The 20,067-nt window shown below is 60.7% G+C and carries 15 protein-coding genes and 1 riboswitch; of the genes, 5 read left to right on the plus strand and 10 right to left on the minus strand.

Annotated elements, in window-relative coordinates; all coding sequences use genetic code 11:
• Positions 1-7 precede the first annotated feature (7 nt).
• On the plus strand, positions 8-1,267 hold the full coding sequence (locus A0U94_RS11015; protein WP_077803392.1) for an AGE family epimerase/isomerase: 1,260 nt from the start codon (positions 8-10) through the stop codon (positions 1,265-1,267).
• A 1-nt stretch (position 1,268) separates the two neighbouring features.
• Here A0U94_RS11015 and A0U94_RS11020 read toward each other — a convergent pair whose 3' ends face one another.
• The 3 genes from A0U94_RS11020 to A0U94_RS11030 form a co-directional block, all read right to left on the minus strand.
• Positions 1,269-1,850: a YdcF family protein gene (locus A0U94_RS11020; RefSeq protein ID WP_149026759.1), complete on the minus strand. Its 582-nt coding sequence runs from the start codon at positions 1,848-1,850 to the stop codon at positions 1,269-1,271.
• The gene (locus A0U94_RS11025) at positions 1,850-3,088 is read right to left on the minus strand and encodes an MFS transporter (protein WP_077803393.1); all 1,239 of its coding nucleotides are present in this window, start codon (positions 3,086-3,088) and stop codon (positions 1,850-1,852) included. The genes A0U94_RS11020 and A0U94_RS11025 overlap by 1 nt, the downstream gene beginning before the upstream one ends.
• Positions 3,089-3,215: 127 nt before the next feature.
• The gene (locus A0U94_RS11030) at positions 3,216-4,643 is read right to left on the minus strand and encodes a methyl-accepting chemotaxis protein (protein WP_077803394.1); all 1,428 of its coding nucleotides are present in this window, start codon (positions 4,641-4,643) and stop codon (positions 3,216-3,218) included.
• A gap of 187 nt (positions 4,644-4,830) precedes the next feature.
• A riboswitch (TPP riboswitch) is annotated at positions 4,831-4,960 on the plus strand.
• 92 nt (positions 4,961-5,052) lie between these two features.
• Here A0U94_RS11030 and A0U94_RS11035 point away from each other — a divergent pair.
• Genes A0U94_RS11035 through pnuC form a run of 3 tightly spaced genes read left to right on the plus strand, consistent with a single transcriptional unit; the run spans position 5,053 to position 9,196 of the window.
• Positions 5,053-7,491, plus strand: a complete 2,439-nt coding sequence (locus A0U94_RS11035) for a TonB-dependent receptor (RefSeq protein ID WP_149026760.1) — start codon at positions 5,053-5,055, stop codon at positions 7,489-7,491.
• A gap of 2 nt (positions 7,492-7,493) precedes the next feature.
• Positions 7,494-8,648: a phosphotransferase enzyme family protein gene (locus A0U94_RS11040; RefSeq protein WP_077803395.1), complete on the plus strand. Its 1,155-nt coding sequence runs from the start codon at positions 7,494-7,496 to the stop codon at positions 8,646-8,648.
• On the plus strand, positions 8,639-9,196 hold the full coding sequence (gene pnuC / locus A0U94_RS11045) for a nicotinamide riboside transporter PnuC (protein ID WP_077803396.1): 558 nt from the start codon (positions 8,639-8,641) through the stop codon (positions 9,194-9,196). Before A0U94_RS11040 ends, pnuC begins: the two co-directional genes overlap by 10 nt.
• An 81-nt stretch (positions 9,197-9,277) precedes the next feature.
• On the opposite strand, the gene A0U94_RS11050 is transcribed toward pnuC, so the two are convergent.
• Genes A0U94_RS11050 through A0U94_RS11065 form a run of 4 tightly spaced genes read right to left on the minus strand, consistent with a single transcriptional unit; the run spans position 9,278 to position 15,498 of the window.
• Positions 9,278-9,625: a hypothetical protein gene (locus tag A0U94_RS11050; protein ID WP_062028635.1), complete on the minus strand. Its 348-nt coding sequence runs from the start codon at positions 9,623-9,625 to the stop codon at positions 9,278-9,280.
• A gap of 12 nt (positions 9,626-9,637) precedes the next feature.
• Positions 9,638-11,104, minus strand: coding sequence for an efflux transporter outer membrane subunit (locus A0U94_RS11055; protein WP_062028637.1), 1,467 nt, complete (start codon positions 11,102-11,104; stop codon positions 9,638-9,640).
• Positions 11,101-14,277, minus strand: a complete 3,177-nt coding sequence (locus A0U94_RS11060; protein WP_077803397.1) for an efflux RND transporter permease subunit — start codon at positions 14,275-14,277, stop codon at positions 11,101-11,103. Before A0U94_RS11060 ends, A0U94_RS11055 begins: the two co-directional genes overlap by 4 nt.
• Positions 14,278-14,283: 6 nt before the next feature.
• Entirely contained in the window at positions 14,284-15,498 is a 1,215-nt protein-coding gene (locus A0U94_RS11065) for an efflux RND transporter periplasmic adaptor subunit (protein ID WP_062028641.1), read from the minus strand.
• 114 nt (positions 15,499-15,612) lie between these two features.
• Here A0U94_RS11065 and A0U94_RS11070 point away from each other — a divergent pair, with 114 nt between their 5' ends.
• Positions 15,613-16,293: a TetR/AcrR family transcriptional regulator gene (locus tag A0U94_RS11070; protein ID WP_231878074.1), complete on the plus strand. Its 681-nt coding sequence runs from the start codon at positions 15,613-15,615 to the stop codon at positions 16,291-16,293.
• Here A0U94_RS11070 and A0U94_RS11075 read toward each other — a convergent pair.
• Genes A0U94_RS11075 through A0U94_RS11085 form a run of 3 tightly spaced genes read right to left on the minus strand, consistent with a single transcriptional unit; the run spans position 16,290 to position 20,053 of the window.
• On the minus strand, positions 16,290-18,839 hold the full coding sequence (locus tag A0U94_RS11075) for a tetratricopeptide repeat protein (RefSeq protein ID WP_077803399.1): 2,550 nt from the start codon (positions 18,837-18,839) through the stop codon (positions 16,290-16,292). The genes A0U94_RS11070 and A0U94_RS11075 overlap by 4 nt on opposite strands.
• The gene (locus A0U94_RS11080) at positions 18,836-19,558 is read right to left on the minus strand and encodes a MotE family protein (protein ID WP_077803400.1); all 723 of its coding nucleotides are present in this window, start codon (positions 19,556-19,558) and stop codon (positions 18,836-18,838) included. The genes A0U94_RS11075 and A0U94_RS11080 overlap by 4 nt, the downstream gene beginning before the upstream one ends.
• A gap of 6 nt (positions 19,559-19,564) precedes the next feature.
• Entirely contained in the window at positions 19,565-20,053 is a 489-nt protein-coding gene (locus A0U94_RS11085; protein ID WP_062028648.1) for a DUF6468 domain-containing protein, read from the minus strand.
• Positions 20,054-20,067 lie beyond the last annotated feature (14 nt).

The raw sequence follows: 20,067 nt of genomic DNA on the forward strand, positions 1-20,067 counted from the left end.
GCGCCTCATGACCGATCGCCTTTCGCCTACCCTTCTCAGCCGCGACAGCTGGATCCGCCGCCCCTCACACCGGGCCTGGCTGGAAATGCAGGGTCGCCGTCTTCTGGATTTCAGCAAGGGCGGCTGCGTCAACGGAGGTTTCGCAGGACTGGATCTGGAAGGCACCCTTCCCGAAAACGCCAAACCCGAAGCCACCCTGACCGCACGCTGCGTTCACGCCTATGCACTGGCCGAGTTGCAGGGCCTTCCCGGAAGCGCACCACTTGTCGCGCATGGCATCCACGCCCTGCGCACGCATTTCCGCGATGACGACCATGGCGGCTGGCAGCATTTCGCGGACAAGGACAATGACCGCAAACAGGCTTATCTCCACGCATTCGTCGCCCTTGCCGCCTCTTCAGCCGTCCTGATCGGAGCGGAGGGCGCAGGCGAACTGCTCAAAGACGCCACCCATCAGATCGACACCCATTTCTGGAGCGAGGACGAAGGCGTCATGCGCGAGAGCTTCGCTCCGGATTGGTCGGACGAGGAAAACTATCGGGGCGCAAACAGCAACATGCACTCCACCGAAGCCTTCATGGCTCTGGCGGACGTCACCGGAGACGTGAAGTGGCTGCAGCGCGCCCGGCGCATCGTCACCCGCTTCGTGCATGAACTGGCCGCCGGGCAGGGCTTCGCCATGCCGGAGCATTTCGATCGCAACTGGACCCTCATGCGCGAGTACCACAGCGACAAACCCAACGACGACCTGCGCCCCTATGGCATGACGCCGGGGCATTTCGTGGAATGGGCGCATCTGACCCTGAAACTCGAAGCCGCCCTGCTCCGTCATGGCCTGGAGGCCCCGGACTGGATGCTGCACGACGCGCAGGCGCTGTTCGAAACGGGGATGAACACCGGCTGGAACGCCGATGGCCGACCGGGAATGCTCTACACGATCAACTGGGAGCATGCCCCCCATAACCGCAGCCGCATCCACTGGGCACAGGCCGAGGCACTGACAGCTGCCATCAATCTCTACAAGCGGACTGGAAACCCTCATTACGAGCACTGGTACCGCACGATCTGGGACTATATCGACACGACCCTGATCGACCGGGATTTTGGAAGCTGGTTCAACGAAGTCAGCCCTGAAGGCGAACCCACCGAGACGATCTACAAAGGCAAAGGCGATCTGTATCACGCCTATCAGTCCACACTGGCTCCCATGATGCCGCTGGCGCCTTCCCTTGCCACAGCCATCGAACAGATCGGCGTTCCCTACTGAGTCAGCCAGCCGGCGCTTTCGTCAGGACGTAGACCGGAAGCGCCACGGAATCCCGAAACAGATACCAGAGCTCCGCCAGCCGGAACCGGGACGGCGCCGCACCCGAAACCGGCGATACGCCCGCCCGGCCCAGCGCCCATTCCGCCCGCAGGATATGAAACCACTGCGTGACCACGACCGCGCCCTGCGGATGCAGACGCGCGACATGCAGGGCCGTCAACCAGGTATTGTTCCCGTGCGAATCCACAATGATGGCGGCCTCCGGCACACCCCGCTCCATCAGCCAGTCCGCCATGATCCGGGCTTCATCACGATGATTGCCGCTCTCGATCGCCCCACTCACCATCACAGTCCGCACAAGCCCGGCGCGCCAGAGCCGCAGTCCTTCCTGCAACCGTTCCTGCAACGCAGGCCGGGGCGTGCCTTTCGCAGTCACCGCCGTCCCGAAAATGACCGCCATCTCAGAACGCTCCGGCACGGCTGACAGCCCCCGAAACGCCACGAACCCCATCCAGAGCAGAAACAGACCCGGGAGAACCGCACCAAACGCCAGCCCGCGCACAACCCAGCCCCTGCGCCCCATCAGGATACCGTCTCCTTCCCCGCCTGGGTACGGTGCAGATAAAGCAGCGCCACTCCCGCTGCCAGAATCCCGGACAAAGACCCCACACCCAGCGCCCAGCGCGGCCCCAGCGAGTTGGCCACCATCCCAACCAGCGGCGCCCCCAGCGGCGAGGACCCCGCGAAAACCGCAAAACGGATCGACACCACGCGCCCCCGCATGCCCGGATCGGTCGCAAGCTGCATGTAGCTGTTGCTCACCGCCGTAAACGTCAGGGACGCCATGCCCGCCATGACCAGCGTGACCGCAAAGGCCCAGTATCCAGGCGAAAGCGCGCCCAGCAGACAGGCCAGACTGAACACCACCGCCCCCTGCGGCAGCGCCGAAAATTTCATGGTCCTGCGGCTGGCAGCGAACAGCGCGCCCGTAATCGTCCCCACCGCCATCGCCGAATTGAGAACCCCGTAACCATGCGCCCCGACATGAAAGACACTGACGGCCATGGTCGAAATATAGATCGGGAAATTCAGTCCGAAAGCGCCCAGCAGAAACAGCATGAACAAAATGGTCCGCAGATCATCGCGCTTCCAGACATACCGCACCCCCGACAGCAGATCCTGCTTTTCCTGATGCGCGCTTTCCGGTTTGCGGGACGAAAGACGGTGCAAATCCTGCGCCCGCAGGGACAGAAGCGACATCAGCACGCCGTAAAATGAAAACCCGTTGAGGATGAACGACCACCCCGAACCCAGTTCCGCAATGCAGAACCCGGCTACCGCGGGGCCGATCATGCGACCGGCATTGTACGACACGGAATTGAGTGCCACCGCATTCGGCAGGTCTTCCTCGCCCACCAGTTCACCAGCAAAAATCTGTCGGACCGGACTGTCAAATGCCGCAACACATCCGCTCAGGAAGGCGAACAGATCCACTTCCCACAACCGGATCATTCCGGTCACCACCAGAGTTCCGAGTGCGATGGCCAGTGTGCCCAGTGCGGCCTGCGTCAGAAGCAGGAAGCGATGTTTCTCCACCCTGTCGGCAATTTTTCCGGTCCAGAAAATCAGCAGAAGGGGCGGGGCAAGCTGAAGCGCCGTAACAATCCCGACTGCCGTTGCATCCTGCCGGGTCAGTTCCGTCAGGACCAGCCAGTCCTGAGTTGTCATCTGCATCCAGGTTCCGATATTCGAAACCAGCGCGCCCATGGCCCAGACGCGGTAATTCCGCCGCCCCAGAGACCGGAAGGCCCCGCCCATCATGGGCAGGCCCTGTCATTCAGCGCAGAAAGAAAGAGCGGACTGACAACCATGGATGTCAGTGTCGGGAATATCGGCTCCGATGTCGAGACATGTCAGGAAAATGCGTCTTTCACTTTCCTGAAAAGCCTCAGAAACCGGCCGGAACCAGTTCACGGGGTATGGACCCCGGTCTCCTGCCTGCGGACTGTGCCGGGCTGAAACGGAATTTGGACAGTTCAGCGAACAGATCCTTCGCCTCGTTGCTCAGATTCCGGCAGGCCACGTTGACCTCTTCCACCATCGCGGCATTGCGCTGCGTCATCTGGTCCATTTCGTTGATGGCCTTGTTAATCGTCTCAAGGCTCTCGGCCTCGCCCGTCGTGGAGCGGGAGATGTCTTCAAGCAGCGACGTGATCCCGTCCACATGCTCACTGATGACCTTCATCGAGCGGTCCGCATCCCCGACAAGCTGGACACCCTCTTCCACCTGCCGGCCCGAAGACGTGATGATGTTGCGGATATCCTGCGCCGATTTGGCGGAGCGCTGCGCGAGAGCCCGGATTTCCTTGGCCACAACATCAAAACCCTGACCGGCCTCTCCCGCCCGGGCCGCTTCGATCCCGGCATTCAGCGACAGAAGATTGGTCTGGAACGCGATTTCCTCAATCAGGCCCAGAATACTCTCGACCTGCCGTGACGACGTCCGGATTTCGCCCATGGCCCGGTTGGCCGAATGCATGATCTCCGAAACCACGACGGTTTGTCCCCGCGTTTCAAGAGCCGTTTCACGCGCCCTTACCGCAGAACGCGCCGTTTTTCCGACCGTCTGGGTGATGCTGTTGATGGAGGCGGCAGACTGGGCCAAGGTGATGGCCTGACGTTCCGTTCGTCCACTCAGTTCCGTAGAGGCTGACGCAATTTCGGAAGTGCCGTTGGCGATGACGGAGGTCGCATCGGAAATCTTGGCGATTGCCGTCCGGTAGATCTGGATGAGCGTGTTGAAATTCTGCCGGAATTCCTCGAACCGGTCCTGAAAACCGCCGCCGAACGTGAAGGTCAGATCCCCTTCCTTCACAATCTCCAGTCCGGCACAGATGGTCCCGATCGTCTCATCCTGCACCCTCCGGATACGCTCGCTCCGGCCGGACAGTTCCTTCTGGATCTGCGCTGCATCCCGTGCTTCTTCCGCAGAGTTTTCCTGAAGCTTCAACTGCTTCTGGCTGTTTTCACGGAACATCTGAAGCGAGCGCGCCAGCCGCCCCGCACAGTCATGGTGATGAAGGCACGGAATGGTGATGTTGAGAGCGCCGCCCGCGACCTTCTCCGTCGCAGCGGTAATCTGCTCGAAAGGCACGGCAATTACATGAATGGCGAACCGGGCGATCAGAAGTGTCAGTCCAACCTGAAACAGCAGCCCCATGCACTGCGACAGCATCTGTTCATGCCGGTAATGAATAAACAGATGCTCGCAAAGCTGCTCCACCACGAACTGCACCAAGGCAATCATGACAAGAATCGCAAAAAGTACTTTGATTTTCTGTCGGACGTAGGCGGTTTTTTCAATCCAGTTTAACATGATCGCCTTTATTGAGCTCAGCTCTCACGCACTGCTTGGACACTGGCGTGATGTTTTTTGAAAACTATACATGTCGTTATTAATAAAGAATGAAGAATGCTCTCGAAATTGTTTGCAACATTCCATCTGCACTGCGCGGACAAAATCTGCTCATATTGACAATTTCCTGTCCCCGGACGATCTGTGACGCTTCACCGTGGGGAGCCCCGGCAAGGGGCTGAGATTCTGCTGGCATGATGCTTGTCCGTCATAGGGCGCAGTGACCCATTGAACCTGATCCAGTTCACACTGGCGGAGGGATGGTGGTCGCTGCCTGACGGACGCATTCTCATGATCCAGCCAGCCAGCAGCTTGAACCTTTCCTGTCAGCGCTGAACTCCCATTGCTTGCAGGCGAGGCGCGTTCCATCATGGCCCACGGACACCACGGAAATTCTGCTGCACCCCGCCTGCGGTATCATGGCATCCTGCCGGCCCTGCTCGGCACCACGGTCTGCCTGTCCGTCGCCCATGCAGCCGATACGACCGGCCCGAAAACCCATCAGACAGCCCCCGCCTCCCCAGCCACGAATGCGCCCCGCACCGCCCCGGCCGAACACGTGGCCGAGCATATCGTCGTCCACCGAATTCCAGACAGCGCGCCCGGAAACCAGCCGGGAGGCGGCCTGATCCATCCGCAGGACGGCGTGAAATCAGTCAGTACCGTCAGTCAGGATTTCATTTCCAAACAGGCCCCCATGGCCACGGCCTTCCAGCTTGCTGCCATGCTGCCCGGCGCCAATGTGTCCTCGTCCGACCCGATGGGGTTTTCTCCCAATACCGACATCACCGTCCGCGGGCTCGATAACAGCGCCATCGGTTATGTGCTCGAAGGCATGCCGCTGAACGATGTCGCCGCCTATTCCGGCACGCCCAGCCAGTTCGCAGACAGTGAGAACTATCAGGAAATCGCCCTGTCGCAGGGCTCGGCCGATCTGGACAGTCCGGTCCTGAACGCCGCCGGGGGCCTGATGAACCTGACCTTCCGCGACCCCGCCAAAAAAGCGGGGGGTGACGCCAGCGTGTCTTACGGGTCCTACAACACCAACCGCGAATTCATCCGCCTCGACACCGGCGACATCGCCCATACCGGCATCCGTGGCTTCGTCTCCTACTCCCACGGCGCGACCGACAACTGGCGCGGGCCAGGACGCGACGAAAAGCAGCATGTCGATTTCAAGTTTCTCAAGGAATGGGGGCAGGGCAACCGCGCCAGCCTCATCGGCACCTTCAACACAACCATCACGAGCTGGTATCCCGAACCCACCATGGACACATGGAAATCGGATGGGATCAAAGGCCAGAACAACCTGCTGGCCCATTATGACAGCAGCAATCCGGAAAACGGCGCGAATTACTGGCGTCTGTGGCGGGACGGAGAGCGCACGCTTTATGGCGGCGCGCCGGTCCATCTGACCCTGACCGACCATCTGACCCTGGACGTCACACCCTACGCGCAGCTTGCCTATGGCAACTGGCCGGGCGGAAGCACGCTGTCCGAAACCGGACTTTACCAAGGCACACAGGCCCTGTCGGACACTCTGAACCTCCCCGGCGCGCAGGACGGCGTGGGCGTTGTTCGCGCGGATTACACCCAGCGCAGCTACCGCTCCGGCTTTACCAGTGCGCTTCACTACAAAACCGGCTGGAACGATTTCGTTCTGGGGTACTGGTATGATTATGGCGACGACAACGAACAGCAGCCCTTCACGGCCGTCCAGACCAACGGCTATGCGCCGGACATCTGGGCGCAAAACGGCCGCGACGTGATCCGCCTGCCCAACGGCGAACGCCTTCTGGGCGGCAGCTTCCACACCATTTCACAAACCAACGCGCTGTTCATCGGCGACCACATGTCCCTGCTGCATGACCATCTGGCCATCGACCTCGGGTTCAAGGCCGTCATGATGAACCGCGATGGCACGAACAGCATGCCGGGCCCGCAATACCATGTCGGCTCCAATAGCATGGAGCCCCTGCCCCGCCTCGGCGTGCGCTGGCGCATTGACGCGGAAAACCAGATCTTCTTCAACGCCACGACCAATTTCCGCGCCCCGGATCAGAGCTCGCTGTACAACACCTATGACCCCTCTTCGGGCGAAATGTACGGAACCGGATCGGCCGATGTCCGCAACGAATATTCCATTTCCGAAGAACTGGGATACCGCCGCACGGGGCGCTGGATCATCGGCAGCCTGACGCTGTTCAACTACAACTTCACCAACCGCCAGATCTCCACGCAGGCCGTCCAGAATGGCTCCATCGTCAGCACGACGATGAACGCAGGTGGCCAGACCTCCCGCGGCGTGGACGTGGAAATCGGCCTGCGTCCCTGGCATCATTTCAGCCCCTATGTCTCAGGCGAGTACCTGCATGCCACGATCGACAATGACCTGATGTCGGGCGGCGACCTGCTGCGCACCCGCGGCCGCATCGCCGTCCGCAGCCCGACCCTTCAGGCCGCGGCCGGGCTGAGCTATGACGACGGACACATCTTCGGCGTCGCCACCGTGCATTACACCGGCCACCAGTACGCGACGTTCACGAATGACGAGCGCGTTTCGGATCACACGACCGGCGATCTCGCCATCGGCTACCGCTTTTCGGACCATATCCATCTGCATCAGCCGACCCTGCGGATGAACTTCATTAACATCACAAACGAACACTACCTTTCCGGCGTGGCCAGTCCGACCATGAATGCAAAGGACACGACCGGCGTGTATGGCACCACCATCGCCGGAAGTGCCCCGAGCTACTTCATCGGCGGCGGGTTTGCAGCCCTGTTCACCGCTTCGACGGGGTTCTGAGCATGGCGGAGGCTTCCGGACAGTTCGGCGTCAATGGTCCCGAAAGCAGACGGGATTGGCCCGCACTGTCGGACGCCGAAGCCCGCGACGTCCTCTCCCGTTTTCCGCTTCCTTCCCCCGCGCGGCAGGTCATCTGGCACGGACGACGCCCCTTTTCCTCCACGGGCGTCGTTTTGCTGGAGGATAGCAGCCGCGTTTTCCTCAAACGCCACGATCATTGCCTGCGCGATGCAACAGCCCTTGCGGAAGAACACCGCTTCATCACGCATCTGGCCGAACAGGGGGTTCCTGTCGGCCAGACATGGCGCACCAAAAACGGGGATGCCGCACTCGATCTCAACGGATCCGCCTACGAAGTCTTTTCCATCATGCCCGGACATGACCTGTACGAGACCGTGCAATCCTGGGAACCGTTCCACAACGCCCGCCACGCCTTTTCCGCTGGCCAGCGTCTGGGCCAGCTTCACCAGGCGTCAAGAAGCTTCGACGCCCCTGCGCGCCCTGCCCGCCGCCCGCTTCTCTCCACCTTCGAGGTCATCACATCTTCCAACCTGATGACCGGGCTGGAACGCTGGCTCCCCCATCAGGCCGGGCTTGCCGAAGCCCTGACACACCACCGCTGGCGCGCCGATCTCCCGCAGGCCCTTCTGCCCTTTCATGAAAAGCTGAAGGCGCATCTCGGCACAATCCAGCCCCGCTGGGGACATGGCGACTGGCACCCGTCAAACCTGTTCTGGACCGGCACCGACCCGGAAGCGCAGGTCTGCGGCATTCTCGATTTCGGCATGTCGGACCGCACCTGCGCCGCCTACGATCTCGCAGTCGCCATCGAACGCACCGCCATCGCATGGCTCGAACCCGAAAACGACTGTCCTGTCAGCCTCGAGCGCCTCGAAGCCTTCCTGTCAGGCTATCGGACACATTACGCCCTTTCGGCGGAAGAATGCCGTCTGGCACCCCTTTTTCTGCCACTCGTTCACGTCGAATATGCCCTGTCCGAAGTCGCCTATTACGAGACACTGGTTCATGACAAGGCCGGAGTGAAAGCCGCCTATACGGACTATCTTCTGGGCCACGCCCACTGGTTCTCGTCCCCCACAGGCCAGCAGTTCCTGCACAAGCTGACGCATCTTCTCCAGACAGCGCCATGTCCCTGATCGAAATTCTGGGCGCCGTCCTCAGCGCGCTGGCCGTCTGGCTGACATCGCGGCGCAGCATGATCTGTTGGCCTGTGTCTCTGGCCGCGGCAGGGCTGTATTCCTGGATTTTCCTTCAGGCCCGGCTTTATGCCGATGCCGGGCTTCAGATCGCATTCTGTCTGTATGTCGTCTACGGCTGGCAACACTGGCGCCAGATGGCGAAACCGGATGGCCGGATCCACGTCCGCCGCCCTACAGTCCCCACGCTCCTGAAAGGACTGCTCTGCGGCGGCGCAGGAAGCGCTGCCTGGGCGTTTGTTCTCACCCGCTACACCAACGATCCCACACCCGTCACGGACGCCACCCTCACGGCCTACAGCATTCTCGCCCAGTACTGGGACACCATGCGCTATCGTGAAACCTGGCTGTTATGGATCGTGGTGGACAGCGCCTATGTGGCCCTGTTCCTCACCCGCGGTCTTTATCCGACAGCCCTGCTTTATGCCGGTTTTGTCGTACTGGCGATCAACGGATACCGGCTCTGGAAACCCGAAGCCTCTGGCTGAGCGGCATCCAGTCCGCCCTCTGAACCTCCATCAAAAAAAGCCGCTCTGAATTTTCAGAGCGGCTTTTTTCAGGCCAGAACATTAATCAGCCGGCTCATCCTCCGGCAGAGGCTGGATCTGACGCAGCTTGCCGTAGCGGTCGTAATAAAAAACAGACGTTCCCCGCCGTTCGGCATAACCGTCCGGCTGACCGTCCTTCGTCTGGAACAGCAGCCGGAAGGCATCCGGCTGCTCGATCACTTTGTCCCCTGCCGGGCGATACCGATACCGGCTGAAATCGGCATGGCTCTTGGGCAGCGACGAGTTGTGATACAGGTCGTGCATGCTCGGCTTCTTGGGACCGTCATCCGCATCCTGCGCCACGGCCGTACCAAGGGCCGCGCCTGAAACGGCAAGAACGGCCAGTACTGGGACAATCAACCTGCGCATGATGCTCTCCGGTCAGTGCGTTTGTGCGGGCACCTTAGGCGAAACTGTCTTCTGGCTCCAGCCACCCCCGAGTGCGCGATACAATGTTACAATATTCTGGAACCTTGCGGCCTTGACCATGATGTCGTTCTGCTGCGCCTGATAGAGGGTGCGCTGCTGCGTCAGGGTGGTCAGATAGCTGTCGATACCGGCCTTGTAGCGCATGTTGGCCAGATCGAATGCCTGCTGCGACTGCGCCACCAGCTCATCCATGTGGCGCTGCTGGGTCGTATAGGTTTCCCGTGCCGTCAATGCATCCGAAACTTCACGGAACGCCGACTGTACGGTCTTTTCATACTGCGCCGCATTCTGACGGGACTGCGCCTTGGCCATCATCAGGTTCCCTTCGCTCTGCCCCCAGGTCAGCAGCGGAATGCTGATGGACGGGGAGATGCTCCAGGTTTCGGCACCCGGCGTGAACAGCTTGCGGAACTGAAGCGAACTGGTGCCTTCCGAAGCCGTCAGCGTAAAGCGGGGGAAGAACGCCGCGCGCGCTGCACCCACATTGGCATTGGCCCCCAGCAGGGTATGCTCTGCCGCACGGACGTCCGGCCGCTGCTCCAGCAGATCCGAAGGCAGGCCCTCCGGCAGATCCGTGATCATGGTCTGCGATCCGAAGGGCGCCGGTTCCGGCAAGGTCGAGGGCAGCGGCGAGCCGACGAGAAGCTGAAGCGCATGCTCGTCATCCGCCAGAGCGCGCGTATATTGCGCCTCGTAGGCGGAAGCCTGCTCGACCTGTGTCTTGACCTGCGCCAGCGTCAGCGCATCCGTTTCGCCATTGTCATAGGAAAGCTGGGTCAGCCGCAGGGTATCGCGCTCGGACGCCAGCGTGGCACGCGTCACCCGGAGCTGCTCGCGATCAGCCAGCCACTGGATGTAGGTCGTCCCGATCTGCGAGACCGTCGTGATGAGAACGTTCCGCGCGTTCTCGACGTTGTTCAGCACCGTTTCCTTCTGCTGACGCGTCAGGTTGCGGATGCGGCCCCACAGATCAATTTCGTAAGACGAAAATCCGATCGACGTCTGATACAGACGCAGGGTTGAGATATGCTCGCCAACGCCAGGCGCAAAGGAGAAACCTGCCGTATCGGATGGCGCCATGAACAGCCCCTGTCCGCCAGCCGAGATGATCGGAAACAGCGAGGCATTCTGGATCTCGTACTGGCCGCGCGCCACGCCCACAGCATCAAGCTGCGCTGCGATGTCGCGGTTGTTTTTCAACGCCAGCGCCACGAGCGCCTTCAGCCGCGGGTCGGTGAAGAAATCCTCCCACCCGAGATTGGACGCGGCCTGAGCCGCAGGCGTGTTCCTCGATGCCGTATCCGCGGGGTAGCTGTTCTGGATGGCCTGCGTGGGCCGGTGGTAAACCGGCGCCATGTTACAGGCCGAAAGCATCAGCATTCCGGCAAATCCGGAAGTCAGTCCGAGACGGGCCTTCATGCTCCGTGCTCCCCTTCAGCGACAGGCGCCGCCTTGTTGTCCAGATGGGCATACGGGTCCTTGCGGTCCCTGACCCGGCTCACACGGAACAGACGCAGCACCACAACGAAGAAGACCGGGACGAAATAGACCGCCAGCAGCGTTGCCGAGAGCATGCCACCCACGACACAGGTTCCGATCGCCACGCGCGCTGCCGAGCCAGCCCCGGTCGCGATCGCCAGCGGAAACACACCACAGACAAAGGCGATCGACGTCATGAGGATCGGACGCAGACGCTCACGCCCGGCTTCCAGAACCGAGTCTTCCAGAGTTTCGCCACTTTCGAAGAAGGCCTTGGCGAATTCCACGATCAGGATCGCGTTCTTCACCGACAGACCCACCGTCGTGAGCAGCCCGACCTGGAAATAGACGTCGTTGGCCAACCCGCGTCCCAGCGTCGATGCGATGGCACCCAGCACGCCGAGCGGAAGCACGAGCAGCACCGCGAACGGAATGGCCCAGCTCTCATAAAGCGCCGCCAGACAGAACATGATGACCACAACGGCCAGAGCATAAAGCGGCCCGGTCGATCCACCCGAAGCAAGCTGCTCGAACGACAGACCCGTCCACTCATAACCGATGCCGCGCGGCAGCTTGGCCAGAAGCTTCTCCATTTCCGTCATCGCCTGACCCGAGCTTGCGCCCACGGCCGGCTGTCCCTGGATTTCGTAGGAGTTCAGACCGTTATAGTCCTCGACCTTCTGCGGACCGTTAACCCAGACCCCCGAAGCAAAGGCATTGAACGGCACCATCGTTCCCGTCGCATTGCGGACATACCAGCGGTTCAGATCCTCCGGCGTCATGCGCGCCCAGGGCTCGCCCTGGATATAGACCTGCTTGACGCGGTCATTGCGCATGAACTGGTTGACGTAGATGGAGCCAAACGCACCTTCAATCGTCGTGTTGATATCCGCATTCGTCAGGCCGAAAGCGTTGGCGCGCTCACGGTTGATATCAAGCTTGAACTGCGGCGCATCCTCCATACCCAGCGGACGAACAGCCATCAGAAGCGGATTTTTCGCTGCTTCGCTCAGGATCTGGTTTCGCGCGGCCAGCAGCGCTTCATGACCCAGATGTCCGGTGTCTTCCAGCTCCAGATCGAAACCGGTCGCATTGCCCAGCTCCATCACAGCAGGCGGATTGACGGCAAAGATCTGCGCTTCCGGATCCATCCAGAAATGCATCATAATCTCGCGCGACACGGTCATGGTGGTATGCGCAGAGCCCGGACGCTGGTCCCAGGGTTTCATACGGATGAAGAACGCACCCGCACTCTGCCCCTGACCCGCGAAGCTGAAGCCCGTCATGGTGAAGACGGACTCAACATACTGGCCGTAGGTCTTGAGAACGTAGTCGGTAATCTTGCGGTTGACGGCCGCCGTCTGCGCTTCGGTCGCCCCGTTGCGCATCGTGACCTGTCCGAAGATGATTCCCTGATCCTCGTCAGGAAGGAACCCCCCCGGCACGCGCATGAACAGGAACCCGACCAGCGCCGTGAGCAGGACGAACCCGAGCATGCTGACGACCGGCACACGGATCAGCCATTTTACGCCCCCGATATAACCGTTCGTCATACGATCGAACGTCCGGTTGAACCAGGCTGCGGGTCCACGATCATGCCCCTTGTGGGTCGGCTTGAGCATGGACGCACACAATGCGGGCGTCATGACCATCGCCACCAGAACCGACAGCCACATGGCCGCGACGATCGTGATGGAGAACTGGCGATAGATCACACCCGTGGAACCACCAAAGGCCGCCATCGGCAGGAACACCGCCGTCAGCACCAGCACGATGCCGACAAGCGCACCCGAGATCTCGTCCATCGAGACACGGGCCGCTTCTTTCGGTGACAGCCCCTTGTCCGTCATCACACGTTCGACGTTCTCGACCACCACGATCGCGTCATCGACCAACAGGCCGACCGCCAGCACCATGGCCAGCATGGTCAGCGTGTTGATGCTGTAACCCACAATGGACATCAGCCCGAACGTTCCCAGAAGAACCACCGGCACGGCGATCGTCGGGATCAGCGTGGCGCGGAAGTTCTGCAGGAAGATCAGCATCACGATGAACACGAGGACGATCGCCTCGATCAGCGTCTCGACCACTTCATGAATGGAGAGCGTGATAAATGGCTCGGTATCCAGCGGATAAACGAGCTTCAGACCCTGCGGGAAATAACGGCTCAGCTCACCCAGACGCGCACGAACGGCAGCCTCGGTCTTGAGCTGGTTCGCGCCTGGCGCCAGCTTGAGCGCCATCGCGGCGGCCGGATGGTTGTTGTAAGACGATCCCAGAGCATAACTCTGCGCCCCCAGCTCGACCCGCGCCACGTCCTTCAGACGCACCTGGCTGCCATCCTGCTGCACCTTGAGCAGGATTTCCTTGAACTGGTCAGGCGTGCTCAGACGGGTCGGACCAATGATCGTGGCATCGAACCCGATCCCCTTCTTGGCCGGAAGACCACCCAGCTCACCCGAAGAAACCTGGATGTTCTGCGCCTGGATGGCGGACTGGACATCGCCGACCGTCAGGCCGAAATTGTAGAGCTTCGACGGGTCCAGCCAGACGCGCATCGCATATTCTGAGCCGAACAGCGTATGATCGCCCACGCCCGAAACACGGGACAGCGGGTCGGAAATGTTGGACGCGACATAATCCGAGATGTCCTGCCCGGACATGCTGCCATCTTCGGAAATGAAGGCCACGACCATCATGAAGTTCTTGGTCGCCTTCGTGATGCTCAGCCCCTGCGCCGTGACTTCCGCCGGCAGACGCGGCTGGGCCAGCTGGAGCTTGTTCTGGACCTGAACCTGCGCGATATCAGGGTTCGTACCCTGCTCGAACGTCAGGTCGATCTCCATCTGTCCGCTCGCATAAGACGAAGCCGACAGATACTCGAGATGGTCCAGACCATACATCTGCTGAAGGATCGGGCGGACAACCGTATTGTTCACCGTCTCGGCAGATGCACCCGGATACATGACCGAAATGGCAATCTGGGGCGGTGCAATGTTCGGATACTGCGCAATCGGCATGCGCGTGATCGCAACGCCACCAACGAGCATGATAATCAGACCGATAACCCACGCAAAGATGGGCCGGTCAATGAAGAAGCGGGACAATGACATGCGGGGTTACTCCGCCTTTCCCGCAGGAGCTGCAGGAGGCGCTTCATGCGGCGCCACCTTTGCACCCGGCTGCACTTTCTGCAGACCGCTTACGATCACCTTCTCGCCTTCCTTCAGCCCGTCCGAGACGAGCCAGGACTCGCCGACCGTCCGCAGGACCTGAATGGAACGCTGGCTGACCTTGTTCTCGCCATCCACGACCATGACGTAGGGATTGCCCTTGGCATCCCGCGCAACCGCAACCTGCGGCACCAGCATACCGTGCGGATCAATGCCTTCCTGAATATGGGCATTCACAAACATGCCCGGCAGCAGCAGATGATCCGGGTTCGGGAAAACGGCGCGCATGACAAGCGTTCCGGTCGCCGGATCCACCGTGACTTCGGAAAGCTGAAGCTTGCCACGCACCGGATATTCGGTGTTGTCTTCAAGACGCAGGCCTACCGCCGCCGCATCCGTGCCATTCCGCTCGAGCTGCCCGTCCGCCAGTTCACGCTTCAGGCGCAGCATATCGGTAGCAGCCAGATTGACGTCCACGTAAATCGGATCAAGCCGTGTCACAACTGCGACCGGCTGGGTCTGCCCCGCCGTCAGAAGCGCACCAGCGGTATAAAGCGTGCGGCCAATACGCCCACTGATGGGCGCACGAACATGGGTGTAATTCAGGTTGACGGCGGCCGCTTCCAGCGCTGCCTTCGCCTGTGCCACCTGGGCCTCGGCCTCACGCGCCGTGGCCAGCGTATTGTCGAAATCCTGTGAACTCACGGCATGAGCCGCCACCAGCGGACGATACCGCTTGAGCTGCCCGTTCGCCCGCGCTGCCACGGCCTGTGCGTTCAGAAGCTGTGCTTTCGCCTGATCGTAAGCTGCCTGATACGGCGCGATGTAGATCTGGAAAAGCTGCTGTCCGGCCTTGACGTCCGCACCCTGTTCGAAATCACGCGAGACAATGACACCATTCACCTGCGGACGGATCTGCGCCTGCTCATAGGCATCCGTTCGACCGGGTAGAGACGTCTCAAGCGTGACCGGCTGCGTCTTCAGCGTCACCACATCAACAGGCTGGGGCGGCATCTGGGGAGGGGGCGTTTTTTTCTGACACCCTGCCACCAGCAGCGGGAGTGCCAGAAGCGGCACCAGAAAACTGCCCCTCCCACCCCACGAACCGACCGGAGACAGGGCAGCAGAACAATTCAACGATATTTTCTGAAAAGAAGGCATGATACGGCCGCTATCCTGTGATACAGAAACCCGCTAGTTTCCCGCGAGGACGGAAACTAGCGGGTTTCTTTGACAGACGTCAATTCGGTCTGTGAAATAATATCGGAGTTCATCTTGCCCAGTCAGTCGAGCAGCCAGCCTGAAGACCGGAAACAGTCCTGCTGTGGCCGCCCCGTGCAACTCGACGAAGCGGAAAGACGCAACCGGATTCTCGACGCCGCAAGCTCGGTCCTGACCACGCACGGCTATCACGCAACGTCGATGGACAGCATTGCGTCGTGCTCGGGAATGTCCAAGAAAACCCTCTACCAGTTTTTCGACTCCAAACAGGTCCTGTTCGAAACACTGATCCTCGAACGCCTGTTCGCCCCCATAAATTATACGCCGGCCCCCACGGATTCCATGGAAAAACAGCTTCTGGGCCTGATGACCAGTATTGCTGCCTGCATGTTCTGTGATGAACGTCTGAGCCTGCTCCGCTCCGTCATTACGGAAACGAGCCGCAATCCCGCAGTGCGGCAACTGGTCGCAGACCTGTTTCAGCTCTCGGGACGGGTCCTGCCCATCCAGAACTGGATGGCTATCCAGTCCGAAGCAGGCAGACTGGACATTCCCGATATTACGGAGGCGTCGGACCTTCTTTTCGGAATGACGCTCGGCGGCCCGACGCTGGGGCGCCTCACACATTGCAAACCGAGCCGTTCAAAAGAAAAGCTCGAAGAATTCATGGCTTACGGCATCAGGGTTTTTCTGGAAGGACATCGCCCTGTCACTCCTCCCCTGAACAGACACTAGCCACCAGCAGAAACAGGCGGCGTCGCAGCACCGTCCCTGCTCCCCGTCAGCAACCTGAAAACACCCTCCGAAGGTGTCCCCGTCATCATCGCCCCAAACCGGTCCTGAAGACTTCTGAGCGTCTGCTGATCCTGCGCCCTGGACGCATCTCCCCCTACCCGGAGAATGAGAGCCTGCTGGTCAGGAGAGAGTGGCGCCTTCGCCGTTTCGCCATTCCCCGGAAGCGCGTCCAGCATGGGGGTCAGTGCCTCCACCGCCCGGGACCACTCTCCCGCCTTTTCCGCCATCTGGGCCCGCAGCGTCCAGGCCCGCGGATCCCGAATGGTGGCAAGTTCTCCCGCGGCCTCATCCGAACGATGATCGGCCAGCGCAATCTGCGCGCGCAGAAGCGCAACCTCCACAGACTGGCTGCTGCTGCCTCCCGGCAGAGCCAGCGCAGCATCAGGAGAGCCTTCGGCAAACGCCGAAAGTTCCTGCCGGGCCGCCTTGGCATCTCCCATATCGAGCTCAAGCCTGGCCAGCCGGATGCGGACAGCCATGCCCGGCGCACCACCCTGAATGTCCACAAGCTTCCTCAGAGCGTCCCGCTCCTGATCCGGCAGCCCCATGGCTTCGTAACGACGCGCCAGACCGTCGAGGATATCCCGCTGTAACGACCCATTCCCTGAAGCTTCGCCCAGCGCGTCCTTCAGAAAGGCGACTTCATTCAGAGCCTGCCTCCCATCTGCAGAGACAGTCTCTGCCATCCGCCGTATAATATCCGTCTTCTGCACTTCAACATCGGTCATATCCTCAGGATACAATCGGTTCCATTCCTGAACTGCCGTCGCAGCAGCGGCGAGATTCCTACCCCTCATCAGTGCCTCGATCTGCAGAAGCCGGGCACTTTTTTCCCTGCCTGCAATCCGAAGAGCCGGCAGGATGCCATCAACCTGATCGGCGACAGCCTGCGGGGACAGCGTTTTCTTCTCCAGCGCCCGTCGAAGGAGCGCTTCCCTTGCCACCGGCCAGACCAACGGCGATGTTTCATGTGAGAGCGCTTTCAGCTTCTCTTCTGCATCCGGCGCATCCCGATGAGCCGCCAGAAGCGCTTTTGCCAGAGCCACCTGCGGTCCCTCGGGAAGCTGATCGAGAATTTTCGTCGCGCTTTCATTACCATAACGCGCGACCCACTGGGCTGCAGGAGGCAGAAGACGGTCCCGCAAAGGCGCTGCATACGCCTGAAGAACAGGTAGCCCTGTCGCAATCAGGTCTGCCGTATGATTACGGTCGCTTTCCACAGACCCGGACGCGCTCTGCCCAACCCGGCTGGCAGATGGCATAAGCATACGCATCATTCCACGCCAGAGCTGATCTTCAGGAGTACTGCCCCCATCCTCGGTCAGATAGGATGAAACTTCGCGCTGGTTCAGCACGGCCGATATCTGTTGAAGGCGGCGCGTCTCAGGTTTTTCTGCGCCTTCAGGCCAGTCCTGCAAGGCCACTTGCATGACCTCTCCCAGAAGCGGTCCATTCCCGGCGCGTGCCGCCGCCTGCGCAACCCGCATGCGCGCCTCGAACCGATCAGCCGATGGGGCCAGGGCTGCGGCAGCCACACTCCGTCTGAGGGCCTCGCGAAGCTCTTGTGGGGTTCCGCCTCCCAGACTGACACCACTAAGAGACGATCCATAGGGCTGAAGCCGGTTGGAAGCCATCAGGGGGAAACTGTCCGGCCCCATCGTATCCAGAACCAGCCTTCCTGCCGCCTGACGCAGTTCGATATCATCAGAATCGGCCGCCACCACCACACCCATCAGACTGCTTCGAACCGAAAATCCGGTTCCCTGACGGCGCATGGGCTGCCCGATGCGTCCAGAGCGCGTCATTCCAAGCAGAAGCCTCCGACCCGAGGACGGATCATCCAATGCAACAACCTGAGGCAGTCCTTCCTGCACAGGCGGCGTGAACGTCAGTGCGTTTCCGTCCTGCCCCAGAAGCATATCGGCCTGAGGCTTCACATCCGGGGCGACAGATACCGTCCATCCCGCTCCAACCGGACGCAGGACCGGATCACGATCAGTAGACACCCCAATGGTGATAACCGTTACGTCTGGAAGAAGTCTGCTGGACACTGACGTGAAAGGCCCGACCCCGGACAGGCCTGCCGTATCGAGAGCATGCCGTCCGGCCGCCACAAGCACGATATTCTGCCCGTTTCGAAAGGCTGCAACAGGCGTCAGTTCTCCAAGCGGCAGCCAGAGCCCGGTCGCGTCGGGAACCTGCATGGGCGTTGCGGGAGACGCATTGACAACCTGCGGGCGAGGTTCGGACACTGGAGCGGAATCCACCGAAATCCGTTTCTCCTGCACAGCTTTTTCCGGATGCGGGAAAAGAGGCGCTGGATCGTTCAGAAACAACCATCCAGCAGGCAGCAGCTTGTCGTCTGGTGCCGGTCCGGCATGGGTTTCCCCTCCTCCGGGTTTCACACTGGAGGCCCTGGTCTGTGCGGCCACCGCCGTTCCAAGCGATGACAGCCCCAGAACTGCAGCCAGGATTACCCTTTTCATCCGTTGCCGCCAATCCGGGCAGCGGGTCGCGCGTGGGAGTTCGCAAGAAGCTGTGTCGCCAGAATGGCGCGCTGAGGCGACATTGCTTCCATGATGGCCGAAGCCTTTCGCGGGTTCATCCTGTTCAGCAGCGCCACTCCAACACGCAGGTCCAAGATATTAAAGATCGCGGCTGCATCCTCCGGTCGCATCGCCTGATAGATCTTGACGAGGCGATCCGCATCATCGTTCCGGAGCTGATCAGTGTGCTGTTCGGTGCTTTCAAGTGCGGTCCGGGAATTCTCAAGCGCAGTCATGCGACGTTGCAACTCTTCCTCCGCAGCATCAACAAGACGCTGACGGTCATTCAGCGCTGTATCCCGTCGATCCAGCTCTTTCTCCCGCGAGGCGAGCTGTTCCGCAAGCGCAGGATCGGCAGGCTGAGCCAAGGCAGGCACATTTGCGGGTGCAGGCCCCTTGCATCCCCCTTTGGCACACAAATCGTCAACCTTCGGAGATGCCGCAACTGCAGAAGAGGGGGTGTCAGCAGCTTTGGGAGGTTCAACCGGCGTAGGCGCAGATACCGGTGCGACGGGTTGGGGCTGGGCCATGGCAACAGCCGTCAGAGCAGACGAGGAGCTGTCGGTGTCTCCCATAAGATCGCCCGCAATCGCATAGACCTTGACCCCGAGAAGAACAATCATCAGGCCGCAGGCCAAATGCAGAAGACGGAAAAACATGTCCGGTTATCCCTGCTTCTGACGTAACGCGCGGAGAAGTTCACGCTCGGCAGCGCTCTTGCTGCCACTGGGCTTCATAGTCCGCACCTCATCCGGCTTCAGGCGAAGCGCCGAGCGGAAGGACGTTTCTTCAGGTATTTCTTCAATCCGAGGCGCTGCCTTTGCTGCAACGCGACCAGCGGGCAGCAGCGATTCCAGCTGCTGGGCGAGGGTCTCCGAGCGGTCACACAGCATGGCCAGATCCCGTTTCAGACTTTTCCCGGATTCGACCGTCTTTCCCAGAGCACGGCCTACGAGTTCCGTCGTCTGGCGCAGATGGTCAATGCCGGACTGAGCCTGGGCACTGCTGGACTGAAGGCTGGAGATCAGGGCATCGAGCTGCCCACGGTCCCGCCGCAGCACGGACAGCGCGCGGCCCAGATACAGGCTGTAGAAAATGGTCACCAGGAGCAGGACTGAAAGGGCAATCTCGATCCCAAGCTGAAATCTATCCATGAAATATGCTCCGG

Origin of the sequence: Gluconobacter albidus (assembly GCF_002005485.1) — a bacterium.
Classification (GTDB): Bacteria; Pseudomonadota; Alphaproteobacteria; order Acetobacterales; family Acetobacteraceae; genus Gluconobacter; species Gluconobacter albidus.

Coding starts and splice junctions, on each gene's coding strand:
- A0U94_RS11050 (WP_062028635.1), bottom strand. CDS start 9,625: ATGCGCAGGTTGATTGTCCCAGTACTGGCCGTTCTTGCCGTTTCAGGC.
- A0U94_RS11035 (WP_149026760.1), top strand. CDS start 5,053: ATGGCCCACGGACACCACGGAAATTCTGCTGCACCCCGCCTGCGGTAT.
- A0U94_RS11040 (WP_077803395.1), top strand. CDS start 7,494: ATGGCGGAGGCTTCCGGACAGTTCGGCGTCAATGGTCCCGAAAGCAGA.
- A0U94_RS11015 (WP_077803392.1), top strand. CDS start 8: ATGACCGATCGCCTTTCGCCTACCCTTCTCAGCCGCGACAGCTGGATC.
- A0U94_RS11065 (WP_062028641.1), bottom strand. CDS start 15,498: ATGCCTTCTTTTCAGAAAATATCGTTGAATTGTTCTGCTGCCCTGTCT.
- A0U94_RS11025 (WP_077803393.1), bottom strand. CDS start 3,088: ATGATGGGCGGGGCCTTCCGGTCTCTGGGGCGGCGGAATTACCGCGTC.
- A0U94_RS11085 (WP_062028648.1), bottom strand. CDS start 20,053: ATGGATAGATTTCAGCTTGGGATCGAGATTGCCCTTTCAGTCCTGCTC.
- A0U94_RS11020 (WP_149026759.1), bottom strand. CDS start 1,850: ATGGGGCGCAGGGGCTGGGTTGTGCGCGGGCTGGCGTTTGGTGCGGTT.
- A0U94_RS11055 (WP_062028637.1), bottom strand. CDS start 11,104: ATGAAGGCCCGTCTCGGACTGACTTCCGGATTTGCCGGAATGCTGATG.
- A0U94_RS11060 (WP_077803397.1), bottom strand. CDS start 14,277: ATGTCATTGTCCCGCTTCTTCATTGACCGGCCCATCTTTGCGTGGGTT.
- A0U94_RS11030 (WP_077803394.1), bottom strand. CDS start 4,643: ATGTTAAACTGGATTGAAAAAACCGCCTACGTCCGACAGAAAATCAAA.
- pnuC (WP_077803396.1), top strand. CDS start 8,639: ATGTCCCTGATCGAAATTCTGGGCGCCGTCCTCAGCGCGCTGGCCGTC.
- A0U94_RS11080 (WP_077803400.1), bottom strand. CDS start 19,558: ATGTTTTTCCGTCTTCTGCATTTGGCCTGCGGCCTGATGATTGTTCTT.
- A0U94_RS11075 (WP_077803399.1), bottom strand. CDS start 18,839: ATGAAAAGGGTAATCCTGGCTGCAGTTCTGGGGCTGTCATCGCTTGGA.